The sequence below is a fragment of the Pantoea sp. M_9 genome (assembly GCF_008631385.1).
Taxonomy (GTDB): Bacteria; Pseudomonadota; Gammaproteobacteria; order Enterobacterales; family Enterobacteriaceae; genus Pantoea; species Pantoea eucrina.
Map to the genome: position 1 here is coordinate 72,807 of NZ_VWUF01000003.1, position 16,207 is coordinate 89,013.

Genomic DNA, 16,207 nt, shown 5'->3' on the forward strand with positions numbered 1-16,207 from the left:
CGTTATGAATTATCACATTATTCCGGTTACCGCCTTTTCGCAAAACTGCTCAGCTATCTGGGATGAAGAGACGGCGATTGCCGCCCTGGTCGATCCCGGCGGCGATGCGGAGACCATCAAAGCGGCGCTGGCGGAGCGCGGCCTGAAGCCGTCGCAGATTTTGCTGACGCACGGCCACCTCGACCATGCCGGCGCGGCGGCTGAGCTGGCGGCCCATTTTCAGATACCGGTAACCGGCCCGCATCAGCTGGATAAGGTCTGGCTCGATAATCTGCCCACGCAGAGCCGGATGTTTGGCCTGCCGGAGTGTGCACCGCTGACGCCGGATCGCTGGCTGGAAGAGGGTGATGTGGTGGAGCTGGGCAACGTGGCGCTGGAGGTGCTGCACTGTCCGGGTCATACCCCGGGGCACATTGTCTTTTTTGACCGCGCCGGAAAGCTGCTTATCTCAGGAGACGTGATCTTCAGCGGCGGCGTCGGGCGCACCGACTTCCCGCAGGGCAGCCACAGCGATCTGATCAGTGCCATCAAAACCAAACTGCTGCCGCTGGGCGACGACATTGCATTTGTACCCGGGCACGGGCCGGTATCCACGCTGGGACGTGAACGGCTGACCAATCCTTTCCTGCAGTAGCCATAAAAAAAAGCGGCGGGTGAGAGCTTCACCCGCCGCCTGTTCACGCATTTCGCTTAAAGTACGGCGACTATCGCTTCACACAGCGCCGACATATTATCCGGCGTCATGCCTGCCACGTTAACGCGACCTGAGTTCACCGCATATACGCCAAATTCGTCACGCAGACGCACAACCTGATCTTTAGTCAGGCCGCTGAATGAGAACATGCCGTTCTGTTTAATGATGAAGCTGAAATCCTGACGCGCGCCTTTTTCTGCCAGCGTATTCACAAACAGCTGACGCATGCGCTGAATACGCTGACGCATATCGGTCAGCTCCTGTACCCAGATAGTCCGCAGCGCCTCATTGCTGAGGATAGTGGCGACAACGGCAGCGCCGTGCGACGGCGGATTGGAGTAGTTGGCACGGATGCTGTATTTCACCTGGCTGAACGCGGTTTTAGCCGCGTCGCTGCTGGCCGCTACCAGCGTCAGGGCGCCGACGCGCTCGTTATAGAGGCCAAAGTTCTTAGAGTAGGAGCTGGCAACCAGCAGCTCCTGATGGGCTGCGGCAAAAATGCGCAGGCCTTCAGCATCTTCATCCAGACCGCGTGCAAAACCCTGATAGGCGAAGTCAAACAGCGGCAGCCAGCCCTTTTCCTGCGACAGCGCTGCGAGCTGTTGCCACTGCTCGCGCGTCGGATCGATGCCGGTCGGATTATGGCAGCAGCCGTGGAACAGCACCACGTCGCCCGCCTGCGCCTGCTGCAGCGCCGCCAGCATGCCGTCGAAATCGAGCGTGTGGTTTGCGGCGTCGTAGTACTGATATTCACACACCTCAAGGCCGGCAGCGTTAAACACGTTTTTATGGTTTGGCCAGCTTGGATTGCTCACCCAGACGCGTTTAACGCTGGTCTGCGTGGCGAGAAAATCCGCCGCCACGCGCAGGGCGCCGGTGCCACCTGGCGTCTGCGCCGTGCAGGCGCGGCCTGCGGCAATAAGCGGGCTGTCGTTGCCAAACAGCAGCACCTGAGTGCAGCGGGCAAAATCGGGCAGGCCGTCAATGCTCAGGTAGTTTTTAGTCGTCTCATTTTCCAGCAGATACTGCTCAGCTTTTTTCACGCTGGTCAGCACCGGCGTTTTTCCGGTTTCATCTTTGTATACGCCAATGCCCAGATTAATTTTATGCGGACGGTCATCAGCGCGAAACAGATCGGCCAGCCCCAGAATAGGGTCGGCAGGTGCGGCAGAGATAGATTCAAACATGAGTCAGTTCCGTTTGGGTGAACTTTAGCGAAATGAGCTATCAGGTTAACGTCAGACGCGGGGCTTGCCAACCGCCCATCTCAAAAAGAATTGTGCCGCTGGCGGATATAAGCGCTGCTAATTGCGAGGTGGATCACTGAAAAGAAAAACGGAGCCATCAGGCTCCGTTTTATGTGGTTAAACCGTGCTGATTCGCAGAATCAGAACTGGTAAACCAGGCCTACGCCAACGGTATCATCGGTAGTGATGCCAGCAGCGCGGGTAAAGTCATTTTCATCCATCAGGTTGATCTGGTAGTCAACATAGGTAGACATGTTTTTGTTGAAGTAGTAGTAAGTACCCACTGAAACGTACTTATACAGGTCCTGATCGCCCCAGGTCTCGATGTCCTTGCCTTTAGACTGGACGTAAGCCAGGGATGGGCGCAGACCGAAGTCGAACTGGTACTGAGCTACAACTTCAAACTTCTGCTCTTTGTTTACTGCACCGTTGAGTTCTGCAGGAGTATCAGCGTTAGTTGTAATCCAGGTTGAGTTACGGCTCTCACCGTACATCGCAGCCAGGTATACGTTGTTCGCATCATATTTCAGCGCGGTTGACCAGGCGTCAGCTTTCTCGCTGCCGTTGCCATAGAAAGCGCCCTGCTGGCCGTTGGTACGGTCAGAAGAGGAGTATGCCGCAGAAACACCTACGCCGATCTCAGAGGTATAGGTTAAAGAAGTACCCCAGCCGTCGCCGTTTGCGCGATCTGCTCCACGACCGTTTGTGGACTCTTCGTTTTTGCCCTGATACTGAGCCGCGAACGCCAGGCCATCAACCAGACCAAAGAAGTTGCTGTTGCGGTAGGTCGCCAGACCGTTAGAACGACCCAGCATAAAGTTGTCAGAACGGCCAGAGTCGCCGCCGAATACTGGCAGAACGTCGGTCCACGCCAGTGGATCGTAGCCTACGCCGTAGTTACGACCGTAGTCGAATGAGCCGTAGTCGCCAAATTTCAGACCGGCAAAGCCCAGACGGGTTTTGGAACCTTCAGTACCCTGAGATTCAGCAACGTTTGCCTGGATGTTGTATTCCCACTGGCCGTAACCGGTCAGCTGGTCGGTAATCTGCGTTTCACCCTTGAAACCAAAGCGCACATAAGAGGCGTCGCCGTCGTTGCCAGCGTCGTCAGAGAATGTGTGGCGTGCGTCAACTTTTCCGTAGAGGTCCAGTTTGTTGCCATCTTTGTTATAGATTTCTGCTGCATTTGCTGCACCGGCAGCTAACAGAGCAGGGATAACCACTGCAAGAATGTTGCGCTTCATCATTATTTATTACCCTCATTGGAGTTATCTGGACACCTGCCACTGCCGTCAGGAAAACTTTACAGGAACCCTGAAAGAAGTTTGGTGTCTCATATGTCTGCACGCATCTTTTCACTCCGCAGTTGCTATTTCTAGCCCGAAAATGATTCAAATCTCCTAATTGAGTATCAAAAAGAAAAATTGTGTGACAATTTGTAATAATTACGGAACTTTGTGAGATATCTCAAGATTTACAAAAATAAAAAAAGGCCGGCAGTGCCGACCTCGGTATATATATGAATTTCTTATATTTAATTGCGCAAATCAGAAATTCGCGTTGCGCGGAGTACGCGGGAAGGGGATAACGTCCCTTACATTTTGTACGCCAGTGACATAGGCGATCAAACGTTCAAACCCTAAACCAAAGCCGGCGTGCGGTACGGTGCCGTAACGACGCAGGTCGCGATACCACCAGTAATCCTCTTTGTTCAGCCCCATCTCTGCCAGACGGGCATCCAGCACATCCAGCCGCTCTTCACGCTGCGATCCACCAATAATTTCGCCAATACCCGGCGCCAGCACGTCCATTGCCGCTACGGTTTTACCGTCATCATTCATACGCATGTAGAACGCTTTAATATCTTTCGGGTAGTTCTTCACCACCACCGGCGCCTTGAAGTGTTTCTCGGCCAGATAGCGCTCATGTTCAGAAGAGAGATCCACACCCCATGCAACCGGGTTTTCAAAGCTCTGGCCGCTCTTCAGCAATATGTCAACTGCGTCGGTATAGTCTACCTGCGCAAAATCGGTGGTAACAAAACGCTCAAGACGCGCAACGGCATCTTTATCCACGCGCTCGGCAAAGAACGCCATGTCATCGGCACGTTCATTTAGTACAGCTTTGAAGACATATTTCAGCATCGCTTCAGCCAGCGCTGCGGCGTCATCCAGCGTGGCAAAGGCCACTTCCGGCTCCAGCATCCAGAATTCCGCCAGGTGGCGGCTGGTGTTGGAGTTTTCCGCGCGGAACGTCGGGCCAAAGGTGTAGACTTTTGACAACGCACAGGCATACGTTTCAGCATTCAGCTGACCCGATACGGTCAGGAACGCCTCTTTACCGAAGAAATCTTTGTCATAATCCACTTTGCCCTGCGGATCGCGCGGCAGGTTTTCCATATCCAGCGTCGATACGCGGAACATTTCGCCTGCACCTTCCGTATCAGATGCGGTGATCAGCGGTGTGGAAACCCAGAAATAACCGTTTTCATGGAAAAAGCGATGCAGCGCCTGCGCCAGGGTATGACGCACGCGCGCGACGGCGCCAACCAGGTTAGTACGCGGGCGCAGGTGAGCCACTTCGCGCAGATACTCGATGCTGTGACGTTTGGCAGCCATCGGGTAAGTGTCAGGATCGTCAACCCAGCCGGTCACTTCAACACGGGTGGCCTGCAGCTCAAATGCCTGACCCTGGCCCGGTGATTCCACCACGGTGCCGGTAACAATGACCGAGCAGCCTGTGGTCAGACGCAGCACTTCATCCTGATAATTATTCAGAGAATTATTGACGACAGCCTGAACGGGATTAAAGCAGGAGCCGTCATAAACGGCGATAAAGGAAAGACCGGCTTTGGAATCTCTTCGGGTACGCACCCAGCCGCGTACGGTGACTTCACTGTCAACCGCGACCCGGCCGTGCAGTACATCCGCTACAGGCACTACGCTCATAAAAATCTCTCTATATATAGATGAAATAACAGGTGTCCCGCCGCACCCGGCTATCGTCACAGGTGACGTATGGTGCTGGCAGAAACAGCCAATTCTCCCACGTTCAGGGGTGTTGCTATGTTACTTGTGAGCCATCAGGAAACAAGCAAAATTGCGGGAAGTGAGTGATTTTAATGGCGACGGGCAGGGGAGTGAACCCTGCCCGGGGCAGGTCAGCTGGCGCGTTTGACCAGCGGCAGGTCAAATGCTTTGCGCAGCGCGCGCACGAAGGCTTTATCCTGACAAATGGTTTTACCCGGGCTGTCAGAGAGTTTAGCGACCGGTTTGCCATTGCAGCTGACCAGTTTGATCACGATGTTAAGCGGCGTTACGCCCGGAATGTCGCAGGTCAGGCGCGTGCCGATACCAAACACCACGTTGGCACGCTGACCAAAGTGACGATAGAGCGCCAGCGCTTTATCCAGGTTGAGATTGTCTGAGAACACCAGCGTTTTGCTGCGCGGATCGATACCGAGCCGCTCATAGTGCGCAACGGCTTTCTCGCCCCACTCAACCGGATCGCCGGAGTCGTGGCGCAGTCCCTGATAGCGATGGGCAAAGCCGGGACCAAAATCGCGCAAAAAGGCGTCCATGGTGATGCAGTCCGTGAGCGCAATGCCCAGCTGATTATCATACTCATCCAGCCACGACTGCAGCGCCGCACGCTGGCTGTTGGCCAGCACCGGGCTGATCTGCTGATGCGCCTGAAACCACTCATGGGCCTGGGTACCGACCGGCGTCAGCTGCAGACGACGCGCCAGATCGTAATTACTGGTGCCCACCAGCCACGGAAACTCTGCTTTCAGCGTACTGACAATCGCTTCCTGCACCTCCTGTGAGTAGCGGCGGCGCGTGCCGAAATCCATCAGCTGAAAGCGCGACATATCAAGATCGGCAACCTGCATCTGGAAGGCTGAAAGCTTTTGCTGCAGATGCGCGACCGCCTGCTCTGCGGCGATCTGCGGCGTGCGGTGGCGATGTACCACTTCACTGATCAGCGCCAGCAGCGGTACTTCCCACAGAATGACCTCACGCCACGGGCCGCGGATCTGGATGCGCAGCTGGCCCCGCTCGTCCCGTACCTCAACCTGCGCCGGATTAAAGCGAAAGGCGCGTAGCCAGGTCAGATAGTCGTGCTGAAAAAAAGGCAGGTTACTGAGCCAGGCAAACTCATCATCGCTCAGGGTCAGATTTTGCAGAGTATCAATTTGCGCGCGAATCTCGCTGGCATATCGGCCAAGCTGTTCATCGCTGCGACAGCGAAATTCTGCGGTAACCGGGACATCGTAGTAACGATGATATACGGCCTGCTGCATATGAAGCTTGTACGCATCGGTATCAAGCAGCGTGGTCAAAATCGGGGAAGCGTGTCCAGTCATGGTGCGTTTCAGCATCCTCTTCCGCGGAGCAGAGCCCGGTGTTTAACAAAATCCTAAAGACGCAGGAGTATAAAACAGTAATCTCTGCGATCACACCACATTTGCAGGTGGCGGGTCGAGGGTCAATTGTGCCATTGTTACTGAATTGTAGCCTTTTCTGCGCCCGCGCGCATTGCGCATGGCAACTCGCCGTCAGGCCGCTTAGACTTTGAGATATTTGCGCCACCGCAACAGGATGGCCTCAACATAACAACGATGCGAGAAGGATATATGACGCAACAGCCGCACATTAAATATCGCCACGACTACCGGGCGCCTGATTACACCATTACGGATATCGACCTGACGTTTGATCTGGATGCAACAGAAACACGCGTAACGGCCATCAGCCAGGTGAAACGTCTCGGCGCAGCAGACGCCGATCTGCATCTTGATGGTGAAGCGTTAACGCTGGTTGAGCTGACGGTAGATGGTGCGCCCTGGCCGCACTATCGCGAAGAGGCGAGGGCGCTGATCCTCAGCCAGCTGCCTGACAACTTCACGCTGCGCATTGTAAATCTGATCCATCCGGCTAAAAACAGCGCGCTGGAAGGGCTGTATCAGTCGGGAGAGGCGCTCTGCACCCAGTGTGAGGCGGAGGGTTTCCGGCACATTACCTGGTATCTGGATCGTCCCGACGTTCTGGCGCGCTTTACCACCACGCTCCGGGCCGACCCGGTGCGCTATCCGTATCTGCTCTCCAACGGTAACAAGCTAAAGAGCGGCGAGCTGGATGACGGGCGTCACTGGGTGACGTGGCAGGATCCGTTCCCGAAACCCTGCTATCTGTTTGCGCTGGTGGCGGGTGATTTTGATGTGCTGCGCGACAGTTTTACCACCCGTTCAGGACGCGACGTCGCGCTGGAAATCTTTGTTGACCGCGGCAATCTCGATCGTGCCGACTGGGCAATGACCTCGCTGAAAGCCAGTATGAAATGGGATGAAGAGCGTTTTGGTCTCGAATATGACCTCGATATCTTTATGATTGTCGCCGTGGATTTCTTCAATATGGGCGCGATGGAGAACAAAGGCCTTAACGTCTTTAACTCCAAATATGTGCTGGCAAAAGCGGAAACCGCGACGGATAAAGATTATCTCGGCATTGAGGCGGTGATCGGCCATGAGTATTTTCATAACTGGACCGGTAACCGCGTCACCTGTCGCGACTGGTTCCAGCTCAGCCTGAAAGAGGGGCTGACGGTGTTCCGCGATCAGGAGTTCAGCTCCGATCTCGGCTCCCGTGCGGTGAACCGTATTGATAACGTGCGGGTGATGCGCGGTGCGCAGTTTGCCGAAGATGCCAGCCCGATGGCGCACCCGATCCGGCCGGATCAGGTTATAGAGATGAATAACTTCTATACCCTGACGGTGTATGAGAAGGGATCGGAAGTGATCCGCATGATGCACACGCTGCTGGGTGAAGAGAAGTTCCAGCTGGGCATGCAGTGCTACTTCGAACGTCACGACGGCAGTGCGGCAACCTGCGACGATTTTGTCCAGGCGATGGAAGACGCCTCTGGCGTTGATTTAACCCAGTTCCGTCGCTGGTACAGCCAGTCAGGTACGCCGGTCGTGAGCGTGCGCGATGACTACAATCCGGAGCTGGAGCAGTATACCCTGCACGTGACTCAGCATACGCCGCCAACCGCAGATGGTCAGGAGAAGCTGCCGCTGCACATTCCGCTGGATATCGAACTCTACGATAACGAAGGCAAAGTGATCCCGCTGCAGCATAACGGCCAGCCGGTACATCACGTGCTGAACGTGACGCAGGCGTTCCAGACGTTTGTCTTTGATAACGTCTATTTTCAGCCGGTGCCGTCACTGCTGCGTGAATTCTCTGCACCGGTAAAACTCGATTATAAGTGGAGCGACGCACAGCTCACCTTCCTGATGCGTCACGCGAGCAATGCGTTTTCCCGCTGGGATGCGGCGCAGAGTCTGCTCGCAACCTATATTCGCCTTAACGTCGCGCGCTACCAGCAGGGCCAGCCGCTGTCGCTGCCTCTGCACGTCGCTGACGCTTTCCGGGCGGTGCTGCTGGATGAGCAGGGCGATCCGGCGCTGATGGCGCTGATCCTGACTCTGCCATCAGAAAATGAGATAGCAGAGCTGTTCGACATCATCGATCCACAGGCGATTGCCGCCGTACGCCATGCGCTGATGCGCACGCTGGCAAACGAGCTGAACGACGAGTGCTATGCGCTCTATCTGGCCAGCCAGAGCAGTGAATATCGCGTTGATCATGCGGAAATTGGCCGGCGCGCGCTGAAGAATGTCTGCCTGAGCTATCTGGCTCTGGGGGATACGATGCAGGCCAATCGTCTGGTTCAGGCGCAGTATGCGCACGCCACGAATATGACTGATGCGCTGGCGGCGCTCTCGGCAGCGGTGATGGCGCAGCTGCCGTGCCGCGACGCGCTGCTGGCCGCCTGGGATGAGCGCTGGCATCAGGACGGTCTGGTCATGGATAAATGGTTTATGCTGCAGGCGACCAGCCCGGCGCCAGAAGTGTTACGCAACGTGCGCGCGCTGCTGAACCATCGCTCCTTCACCATGGGTAATCCCAACCGCATCCGGGCGCTGATTGGCGCATTCGCGGCGGGGAACCCGGCGGCGTTTCACGCGCAGGATGGCAGCGGTTATCAGTTCCTGGTTGAGATGCTGACCGATCTCAACACGCGTAACCCGCAGGTGGCCGCGCGCATGATTGAACCCCTGATCCGCCTGAAGCGCTATGATGCAGGACGTCAGGCGTTAATGCGTCAGGCACTGCAGCAGCTAAAGGGGCTGGACAATCTTTCCGGCGATCTCTATGAGAAAATCACCAAAGCGCTGAACGCATAAACCTCCGCAGCCGCAGCCGCAACCGTCACCGGTTGCGGCTGTTCTTTTACAGCCATGCGGGCACTACAGTATGGCGCGACAAACCTTCTCTTAAATCACCGCTTTGGTCATAATTCAGGAGGGTGCGTCACGCTGATTTATATGTTACGTTATAACATCAATAAAACAAGACGTGAGTATTTCAAGATGAAAGTAGCGTACTGGACACTATTTCTGGGGCTGGCCTGCAGTTCAGCAGCGTTTGCACACGGCGGTCATTCGCACGGTGCTCCACTGAGTGAAAAAGAGGTGCGTGCCGCCAGCGGCATCTTTGCCGATGGCGATGTCAAAGATCGGCCGCTTTCCGACTGGGATGGGGTATGGCAGTCCATTTATCCCTATGCCAAAGATGGCTCACTGGATCCGGTGTTTCACAAAAAAGCGGCAGCGGATAAAACGCGCTCGTTCAGCGACATTAAACAGTACTATCTCACCGGCTATGCCAGTGATATCACTGACATCGGCATTGAAAATGACGTGATGGAATTTACCGAAAAAGGCGCGGTCAGCAGCTGTAAATATGCCTATAAAGGTTACAAGGTGCTCAACTACGTTTCCGGTAAAAGAGGGGTGCGCTATCTGTTTGAATGTACCGATAAAGCCAGTAAAGCGCCGCACTTTGTGCAGTTCAGCGATCACATTATCAGCCCGCGTAAGTCATCCCACTTTCACATTTTTACGGGTAATGTCTCGCAGGCTGCGCTGTTTGATGAACTGGAAAACTGGCCCACGTTCTTTCCTTACCAGCTGAGTAAAGCGCAGGTGGTGGATGACCTGCTGCATCACTGATGCACAGCCCGCTGGCGGACAGACCCGCCAGCGGGCAGGGCAGTTAACGCTGCCGGGCAAAGCGCAGCGGCTGCTCAGCGGCGCTGCGCGTCATCACCCGATCAAGTACGCTCGCTTCCAGCTCTGCCAGCCGCGCCGAGCCTTTGCGGCGCGGACGCGGCAAATCGACCAGCAGATCGAGCCCGATTTTACCCTCTTCAATCAGTAACACCCGATCGGCCAGCGCCACCGCCTCGCTGACATCATGCGTCACCAGCAGCACCGTAAAATTGTGCTGCTGCCAGAGTGATTCAATCAGCCCCTGCATCTCAATGCGGGTTAAGGCATCCAGCGCACCCAGCGGCTCATCCAGCAGCAGTAAGCCAGGACGGTGGATCAGCGCCCGCGCCAGCGCCACGCGCTGCTTCTGTCCACCCGAGAGGGCAGCAGGCCACTCATTTGCGCGATCGGCAAGGCCTACGGCCCTCAGTGCCTCCAGCGCGGCGCTGCGCCATTCGCGACCGCGTAAGCCGAGTCCGACGTTATCGATCACTTTTTTCCACGGCAGCAGACGCGCATCCTGGAACATCAGTCGCGTATCGTCGCGCGCTGCGGCCAGCGGCGCGTTACCCGCCAGCAGCTCACCCTGGCTGGCGACTTCCAGTCCGGCCAGCAGCCGCAGCAGAGTGCTTTTACCGCAGCCGCTGCGCCCGACCACGGCAACAAACTGCCCGGCCGGAATATGCAGGCTGACCTGGTCAAGAATAGTACGATTGCCATAGTGCTTAGAGAGGTTACTGATGGCGACCGGCGTGCCGCTGATCAGGCGCGCCGGATTCTGTACGGCATTGCTCATGCGTTGCTCTCCTTCAGTTGCCAGGCCGGATGCCAGCGCAGCCAGATACGCTCCAGCAGCTGCGCCGCCACGTCTGCCAGTTTGCCCAGCAGGGCATAAAGAATAATGGCCACCACGACCACGTCAGTTTGCAAAAATTCGCGCGCGTTCATCGCCAGATAGCCGATACCGGAGTTGGCCGAGATGGTTTCAGCCACAATCAGCGTCAGCCACATCAGACCCAGCGCAAAGCGCACCCCGACCATGATGCCGGGCAGGGCGCCAGGCAGGATAACCTGCGCAAACAGCGACCAGCCGGAGAGGCCATAGCTGCGCGCCATCTCTATCAGCCCGCGATCGATATTACGGATCCCGTGATAGGTATTGAGGTAGATCGGAAACAGCGTCCCGAGTGCGACCAAAAAAATTTTGGCCGATTCATCAATGCCAAACCAGAGGATCACCAGCGGGATCAGCGCCAGATGCGGCACGTTGCGCAGCATTTGTAGCGAGGTATCCAGCAGACGCTCACCGGTGCGCGATGTACCGGTGATGAGTCCGAGCGCCAGCCCGATCGTGCCGCCGATGGCAAAACCGATTAGCGCGCGCCAGCTGCTGATAGCCAGGTGCTGCCACAGTTCACCGCTGGCGGTCAGCTGCCAGAAGGCGGTCACAATTTTCTCCGGCGCCGGTAAAATACGCGTGGAGAGCCAGCCCTGCGACGAAGAGAGCTGCCATATCGCCACTATTCCCACCGGCAGCAGCCAGGGCAGCAGCGCATTGCGCAGCGTTTTTATCTGCTCAGACATGGTGACTCCTTAGCTTTGCGCAACTTTCTGCGGCGTAAAATCATTGGCCACGGCTTCGCCATGCGCCTGCACGACGCGCGGTTTTGGCACTTCCGGCACGGCCAGGTCAAGATGGGGAAACAGCAGCTCGCCGACGCGGTACGCTTCTTCCAGATGCGGATAGCCAGAAAGGATAAAGGTTTCAATGCCCAGCGCCTGATATTCGCGCATGCGTTCTGCGACAGTTGGCCCATCGCCGACCAGCGCAGTGCCGGCTCCGCCGCGTACCAGGCCAACCCCAGCCCAGAGGTTCGGACTGATCTCCAGCTTATCGCGCTGGCCGCCGTGCAGGGCAGCCATCCGCTGCTGTCCGACCGAATCCGTGCGCGCGAACGCCGCCTGTGCTTTGGCAATCGTGGCGTCATCCAGATGTGAAATAAGCCGATCCGCTGCCTGCCACGCCTCTTCGTTCGTCTCGCGCACAATCACGTGCAGACGAATACCGAAGCGCACCGTGCGCCCCTGCGCTGCGGCTTTGGCGCGCACCTGCTCAATCTTCTCTTTGACCAGTGCGGGCGGCTCTCCCCAGGTGAGATAGACGTCAACCTGTTCAGCAGCCAGATCCTGCGCGGCATCAGAAGAGCCGCCGAACCAGAGTGGCGGACGCGGCTGCTGTACCGAACGGAACATCAGGCGCGCACCGCGCACTTTGACGTGTTTGCCCTCATAGTCCACCGTTTCGCCTTCAGAAACACGTCGCCAGATGCGGGTAAATTCCGCCGACTCTGCATAGCGCTCGCGATGGTCGAGAAAGACGCCATCGCCCGCCAGCTCTTCCGGATCGCCACCGGTCACCAGGTTAAACAGCGCACGACCGTTAGAGAGGCGATCCAGCGTTGCCGCCTGACGCGCTGCCTGGGTCGGCGAGATCACGCCGGGACGCAGTGCCACCAGAAAGCGCAGGCGCTGCGTAACCGGGATCAGCGAGGCAGCGACCAGCCAGGCATCTTCGCAGGAGCGTCCGGTCGGGATCAGCACGCCGCCAAAGCCCAGCCGGTCAGCGGCCTGTGCTATCTGCTGCAGATAACCGTGATCCACCGGACGGGCGCCTTCGGCGGTTCCCAGATAGTGACCATCGCCGTGCGTGGGAAGAAACCAGAAAACAGATATGCTCATTGCGTTATTCCTTATTAATGGGCCGCCCGGGGTTGCCATATGCGGTCAGCGATGGTGAGTTTTACCGGCAACAGATGGCTGGCGTAAAACAGATCGGCAGTGTGCTGCTGCGCGGCGGCGGTGCGTGCACTGACGGGGGTAATCGTGGTGGGCGGACGATGATCGAGATAGCTCGCCAGAACCGGTTTTGGCAGGCCCATCGCCTGCGCCAGCAGGTCGATACTCTGTGCCCGCTGGCTCTGCGTCAGCGCATCCGCCTCACTGAAGGTGGCCAGCACCTGGCTGAGGGTGTCGGGACTGGCTTCAGCAAACTGTCGGGTCGCCAGATAGAAAGAGCCGGTCAGGTTCAGCGTGCTGCCGTCAGTGAGGACGCGCACATTGCCCTGCTGCAGAGCGGCTGAGTAATAAGGATCCCAGATCGCCCAGGCGTCAACGTTACCCTGTTGAAACGCCGCGCGGGCATCGGCTGGCGTCAGATAGACCGGCTGAATATCAGTGAAGCTCAGACCCGCCTGCTGCAGCGCGCGCAGCAGCAGATTGTGCGAGCTGGAGCCTTTCTGAAAGGCAACTTTGCGGCCTTTCAGATCGGCCACGCTGTGGATGGGGCTGTTCTGCGGCACCAGGATCACTTCTGCTTTAGGCTTCGCGGGTTCCGATCCGACATAAAGCAGGTCGGCGCCGGCGGCCTGCGCAAAGAGCGGAGGAATATCTCCGGTGCTGCCTAAATCGATACTGCCGATGTTAAGCGCCTCCAGCATCTGCGGGCCGGCAGGAAACTCAATCCACTTAATTGCCATCGCCGGAAAACGCTGCTCCAGCAGCCGGTGCGATTTTGCCAGCACCATGCTGACCGAGCCTTTCTGATAGCCGATACGGATCTGAGAAGGTGCGTCCGCTGCGCTGGCCGTCAGGGTAAACAGGGCAGCCAGCGCCGGAAGCAGCAGAGCTGTTATAAGCCGTTTCACGATAGTCTCTCCTCAGACAGCCCGGGCAAATGGCAGATGACGGCGTTGCAGCGCGAGCCAGAAGTTCTCCAGCGCATCATCAATACGGGAAGTGAGATCGCTGGCAAATTCCGGCTGGCGGTCGTAATGCGTAATCTGCAGATCCTGCGCAAATACTCCCTGTAACACCTCCTGCGCTTTCAGCGCGCTCAGTACCGGTTTAAGCCCGTAATCGAGCGCCAGCATATGTGCCACGCTGCCGCCACTTGCCAGCGGCAGTACGACTTTCTCTTCCAGCGCCCGTTCCGGCAGCAGATCCAGGACAGTTTTTAGCGCACCTGCAAACGACGCTTTATAGACAGGAGTAGAAATGATGACGCCGGTCACGCTGGCGATGTCAGCTTTAAACGCATTCAGGGCAGGCGAGTCGAAACGGGCATGGATCAAATCTTCCGGTGGAAAATTATGGATATTCCACGCAATAACCTCGGCGCCCCGGGCTTCCAGCTGGCGCTGGCAGAGCGTCAGCAGCGCCGTCGAACGTGAAGGAAAACGGGGACTGCCCGCCAGCGTTAGGATCCGCATACCTGCTCCTTATAACAAAAAGTTATCGATAGTGTGTAATTGAGAACTGATTGTCTTAATCCTGCCAGAGCGCCCGAAAAGGGGTAAATGATTTATCCGGCAATCAAAAGCTTTAAAACGGCAAACGGATCCCGCTGTTGATCTGTTGCCTGCGAAACGCTACTGCCTGCGCTGCCAGTCGGGCTCAAAGAGCGGCAGCGGATAAAATGGCCCGATAGCTGTTTTTTATTGATGAAATTAAGAAAAAGCTGCGGCGTGAATGCCAGGTGGTTTTTAAGAATTACTCCTGTGGGCGCTGTCACATTTTTGTGTCACGCTTGAAGACATTGAGAAAAATACCCAGACCCCCTTACTTTTATGTCTATCAAACGTAATGCGATTGCCAACTATGTCGGGCAGATCTACCTGACGCTGTCAGGTATTTTAGTGGTGCCGCTCTATATTCAGAATCTGGGGATGGAGGCGTATGGCCTGGTTGGCTTCTTTTCTATATTACTGACCTGGCTGCAGCTGCTGGATGCGGGCGTCTCCACCACGCTGATGCGTGAAGCGGCGCGCTATCGCGCTAATCAGGCGGAATTTGTCTGGTTTCCGGCGCTGTTTACCACCCTGACGCGCTTTTTCCTGTTTTCAACGCTGGTGCTGGTGGTGCTGGGCTGGCTGGCAACGCCCTGGATAGCGACACACTGGCTGGATGCGCGTCATCTGCCGGCCGGCGATGTGGTTATCGCCGTGGCAATTATGGTGATCACCGCGGCCATTCGCTGGCGTACCAGTCCCTATCGCAGCGTGATCATCGGCTTTGAACATCAGGTCTGGCTGAATGGCGTTAACCTGACTATTACCACGCTGCGCACCTTTGGTGCGGTACTGGTGATCCAGCTCTTCGCCAACGCCGTGCTGACATTCTTTATCTGGCAGCTGCTGGTCTCCATCGCTGAGGCGGGCTGCTGCATCTGGAAGGCGTATCAGCTTATCCCGCGCGCCGCGCGCAAAGAGAAGCGCAGCGATCTGAAAGAGGTGCTGAGGCCTTTTATTCGCTTTGCGCTGAGCGCCGCGTTCTCCAGCGCAATCTGGACGTTTATCTCGCAGATTGACCGTCTGGTGCTGTCTAAAACTCTGCCGCTGAGCGAGTATGGGTCGTTTACCGTCGTGGCAACGGCGGCGACCGGTATCCTGCTGCTTAGCAGCCCGATTATGCAGGCGATTGTGCCACGCATGACCGGTATGAAAACCCGGCAGCAGGGCGATGCGGAATCTCTGCGTCTCTACCGTTACACCACGCAGGCGGTCGCTATTTTTATGGCACCGCTCAGTATCACCATCGCCTGCTATTCGGGTCCGCTGCTCTGGGCATGGACGCAAAAAACGCAGATCGTCGATGAGATGGCTTTTGTCCTGACGCTTTACGCCTTAGGCAGCGGAATTCAGGCGATCTGTGGCTTGCTCTATCACCTGCAGTACGTGAATGGCAACCTTAAACTCCATATGCAGGGCTTTACCCTGTTTGCCATTCTGCTGGTGCCGCTTAACATCTGGTGTGCGATTCACTACGGCGCGCTGGGAACCGGCTGGCTGTGGCTGGCGCAGAACATTTTCTATCTGGTTGGCTGGGCATGGCTGGTACACCGTCGTTTTGCGCCGGGTATTCACTTCAGCTGGCTGACGCGCGACGTGGCGCTAATCTGGGCAGTATCGGGCCTGATTGCCGGCCTGAGCACGCTGCTGCCTATTGAGTGGAATCAGAATCGCTGGATTAATCTGCTCTGGCTGGCATTGATTGGTGCCGTAAATCTCGGTGTCTGCTGTCTGCTGCATAGCCTGGTGCTGAAGCGCCTGCGCCGTACCCCCGTTGTTAATGCTGAAGAAAGAGGATAAG

13 protein-coding genes are annotated in these 16,207 nt (G+C 56.7%); 4 read left to right on the plus strand and 9 right to left on the minus strand.

The features are described 5' to 3' along the window. Positions 1-4 precede the first annotated feature (4 nt). A complete protein-coding gene (locus F3I15_RS07130; protein ID WP_150017258.1) occupies positions 5-634 on the plus strand; it encodes an MBL fold metallo-hydrolase in 630 nt (209 codons plus the stop codon). 56 nt (positions 635-690) lie between these two features. On the opposite strand, the gene F3I15_RS07135 is transcribed toward F3I15_RS07130, so the two are convergent. The 4 genes from F3I15_RS07135 to pncB all read right to left on the minus strand — a co-directional run bounded on the left by F3I15_RS07135 (position 691) and on the right by pncB (position 6,307). Next, on the minus strand, positions 691-1,881 hold the full coding sequence (locus F3I15_RS07135) for an amino acid aminotransferase (protein WP_150017259.1): 1,191 nt from the start codon (positions 1,879-1,881) through the stop codon (positions 691-693). 200 nt (positions 1,882-2,081) lie between these two features. Further along, the gene (gene ompC / locus F3I15_RS07140) at positions 2,082-3,188 is read right to left on the minus strand and encodes a porin OmpC (protein WP_304621817.1); all 1,107 of its coding nucleotides are present in this window, start codon (positions 3,186-3,188) and stop codon (positions 2,082-2,084) included. Positions 3,189-3,488: 300 nt separating this feature from the next. Then, entirely contained in the window at positions 3,489-4,889 is a 1,401-nt protein-coding gene (gene asnS, locus F3I15_RS07145; RefSeq protein WP_104084732.1) for an asparagine--tRNA ligase, read from the minus strand. Between the two features lie 212 nt (positions 4,890-5,101). Then, positions 5,102-6,307, minus strand: a complete 1,206-nt coding sequence (gene pncB, locus F3I15_RS07150) for a nicotinate phosphoribosyltransferase (protein ID WP_190314967.1) — start codon at positions 6,305-6,307, stop codon at positions 5,102-5,104. Positions 6,308-6,577: 270 nt separating this feature from the next. Between pncB and pepN the strand changes: the two genes are divergently transcribed. Both pepN and zinT read left to right on the plus strand, forming a co-directional pair. Next, positions 6,578-9,193, plus strand: coding sequence for an aminopeptidase N (gene pepN, locus F3I15_RS07155; protein WP_150017261.1), 2,616 nt, complete (start codon positions 6,578-6,580; stop codon positions 9,191-9,193). Positions 9,194-9,379: 186 nt separating this feature from the next. Then, on the plus strand, positions 9,380-10,021 hold the full coding sequence (gene zinT, locus F3I15_RS07160; RefSeq protein WP_150017262.1) for a metal-binding protein ZinT: 642 nt from the start codon (positions 9,380-9,382) through the stop codon (positions 10,019-10,021). Positions 10,022-10,064: 43 nt separating this feature from the next. On the opposite strand, the gene ssuB is transcribed toward zinT, so the two are convergent. Genes ssuB through ssuE form a run of 5 tightly spaced genes read right to left on the minus strand, consistent with a single transcriptional unit; the run spans position 10,065 to position 14,328 of the window. After that, entirely contained in the window at positions 10,065-10,856 is a 792-nt protein-coding gene (ssuB, locus tag F3I15_RS07165) for an aliphatic sulfonates ABC transporter ATP-binding protein (RefSeq protein WP_150017263.1), read from the minus strand. Continuing rightward, the gene (gene ssuC, locus F3I15_RS07170) at positions 10,853-11,644 is read right to left on the minus strand and encodes an aliphatic sulfonate ABC transporter permease SsuC (RefSeq protein WP_150017264.1); all 792 of its coding nucleotides are present in this window, start codon (positions 11,642-11,644) and stop codon (positions 10,853-10,855) included. The genes ssuB and ssuC overlap by 4 nt, the downstream gene beginning before the upstream one ends. A 9-nt stretch (positions 11,645-11,653) precedes the next feature. Then, positions 11,654-12,799 (minus strand): FMNH2-dependent alkanesulfonate monooxygenase, encoded by a 1,146-nt coding sequence (gene ssuD / locus F3I15_RS07175; RefSeq protein WP_071668708.1) that lies wholly within the window; start codon positions 12,797-12,799, stop codon positions 11,654-11,656. A 14-nt stretch (positions 12,800-12,813) separates the two neighbouring features. Next, positions 12,814-13,764, minus strand: coding sequence for a sulfonate ABC transporter substrate-binding protein (locus F3I15_RS07180; RefSeq protein WP_150017265.1), 951 nt, complete (start codon positions 13,762-13,764; stop codon positions 12,814-12,816). 12 nt (positions 13,765-13,776) lie between these two features. Continuing rightward, the gene (gene ssuE / locus F3I15_RS07185) at positions 13,777-14,328 is read right to left on the minus strand and encodes an NADPH-dependent FMN reductase (protein WP_150017266.1); all 552 of its coding nucleotides are present in this window, start codon (positions 14,326-14,328) and stop codon (positions 13,777-13,779) included. A 357-nt stretch (positions 14,329-14,685) separates the two neighbouring features. On the opposite strand from ssuE, the gene F3I15_RS07190 reads away from it, so the two are divergent. Continuing rightward, entirely contained in the window at positions 14,686-16,206 is a 1,521-nt protein-coding gene (locus F3I15_RS07190; protein ID WP_150017267.1) for a lipopolysaccharide biosynthesis protein, read from the plus strand. The last annotated feature ends 1 nt before the right edge of the window (position 16,207 follow it).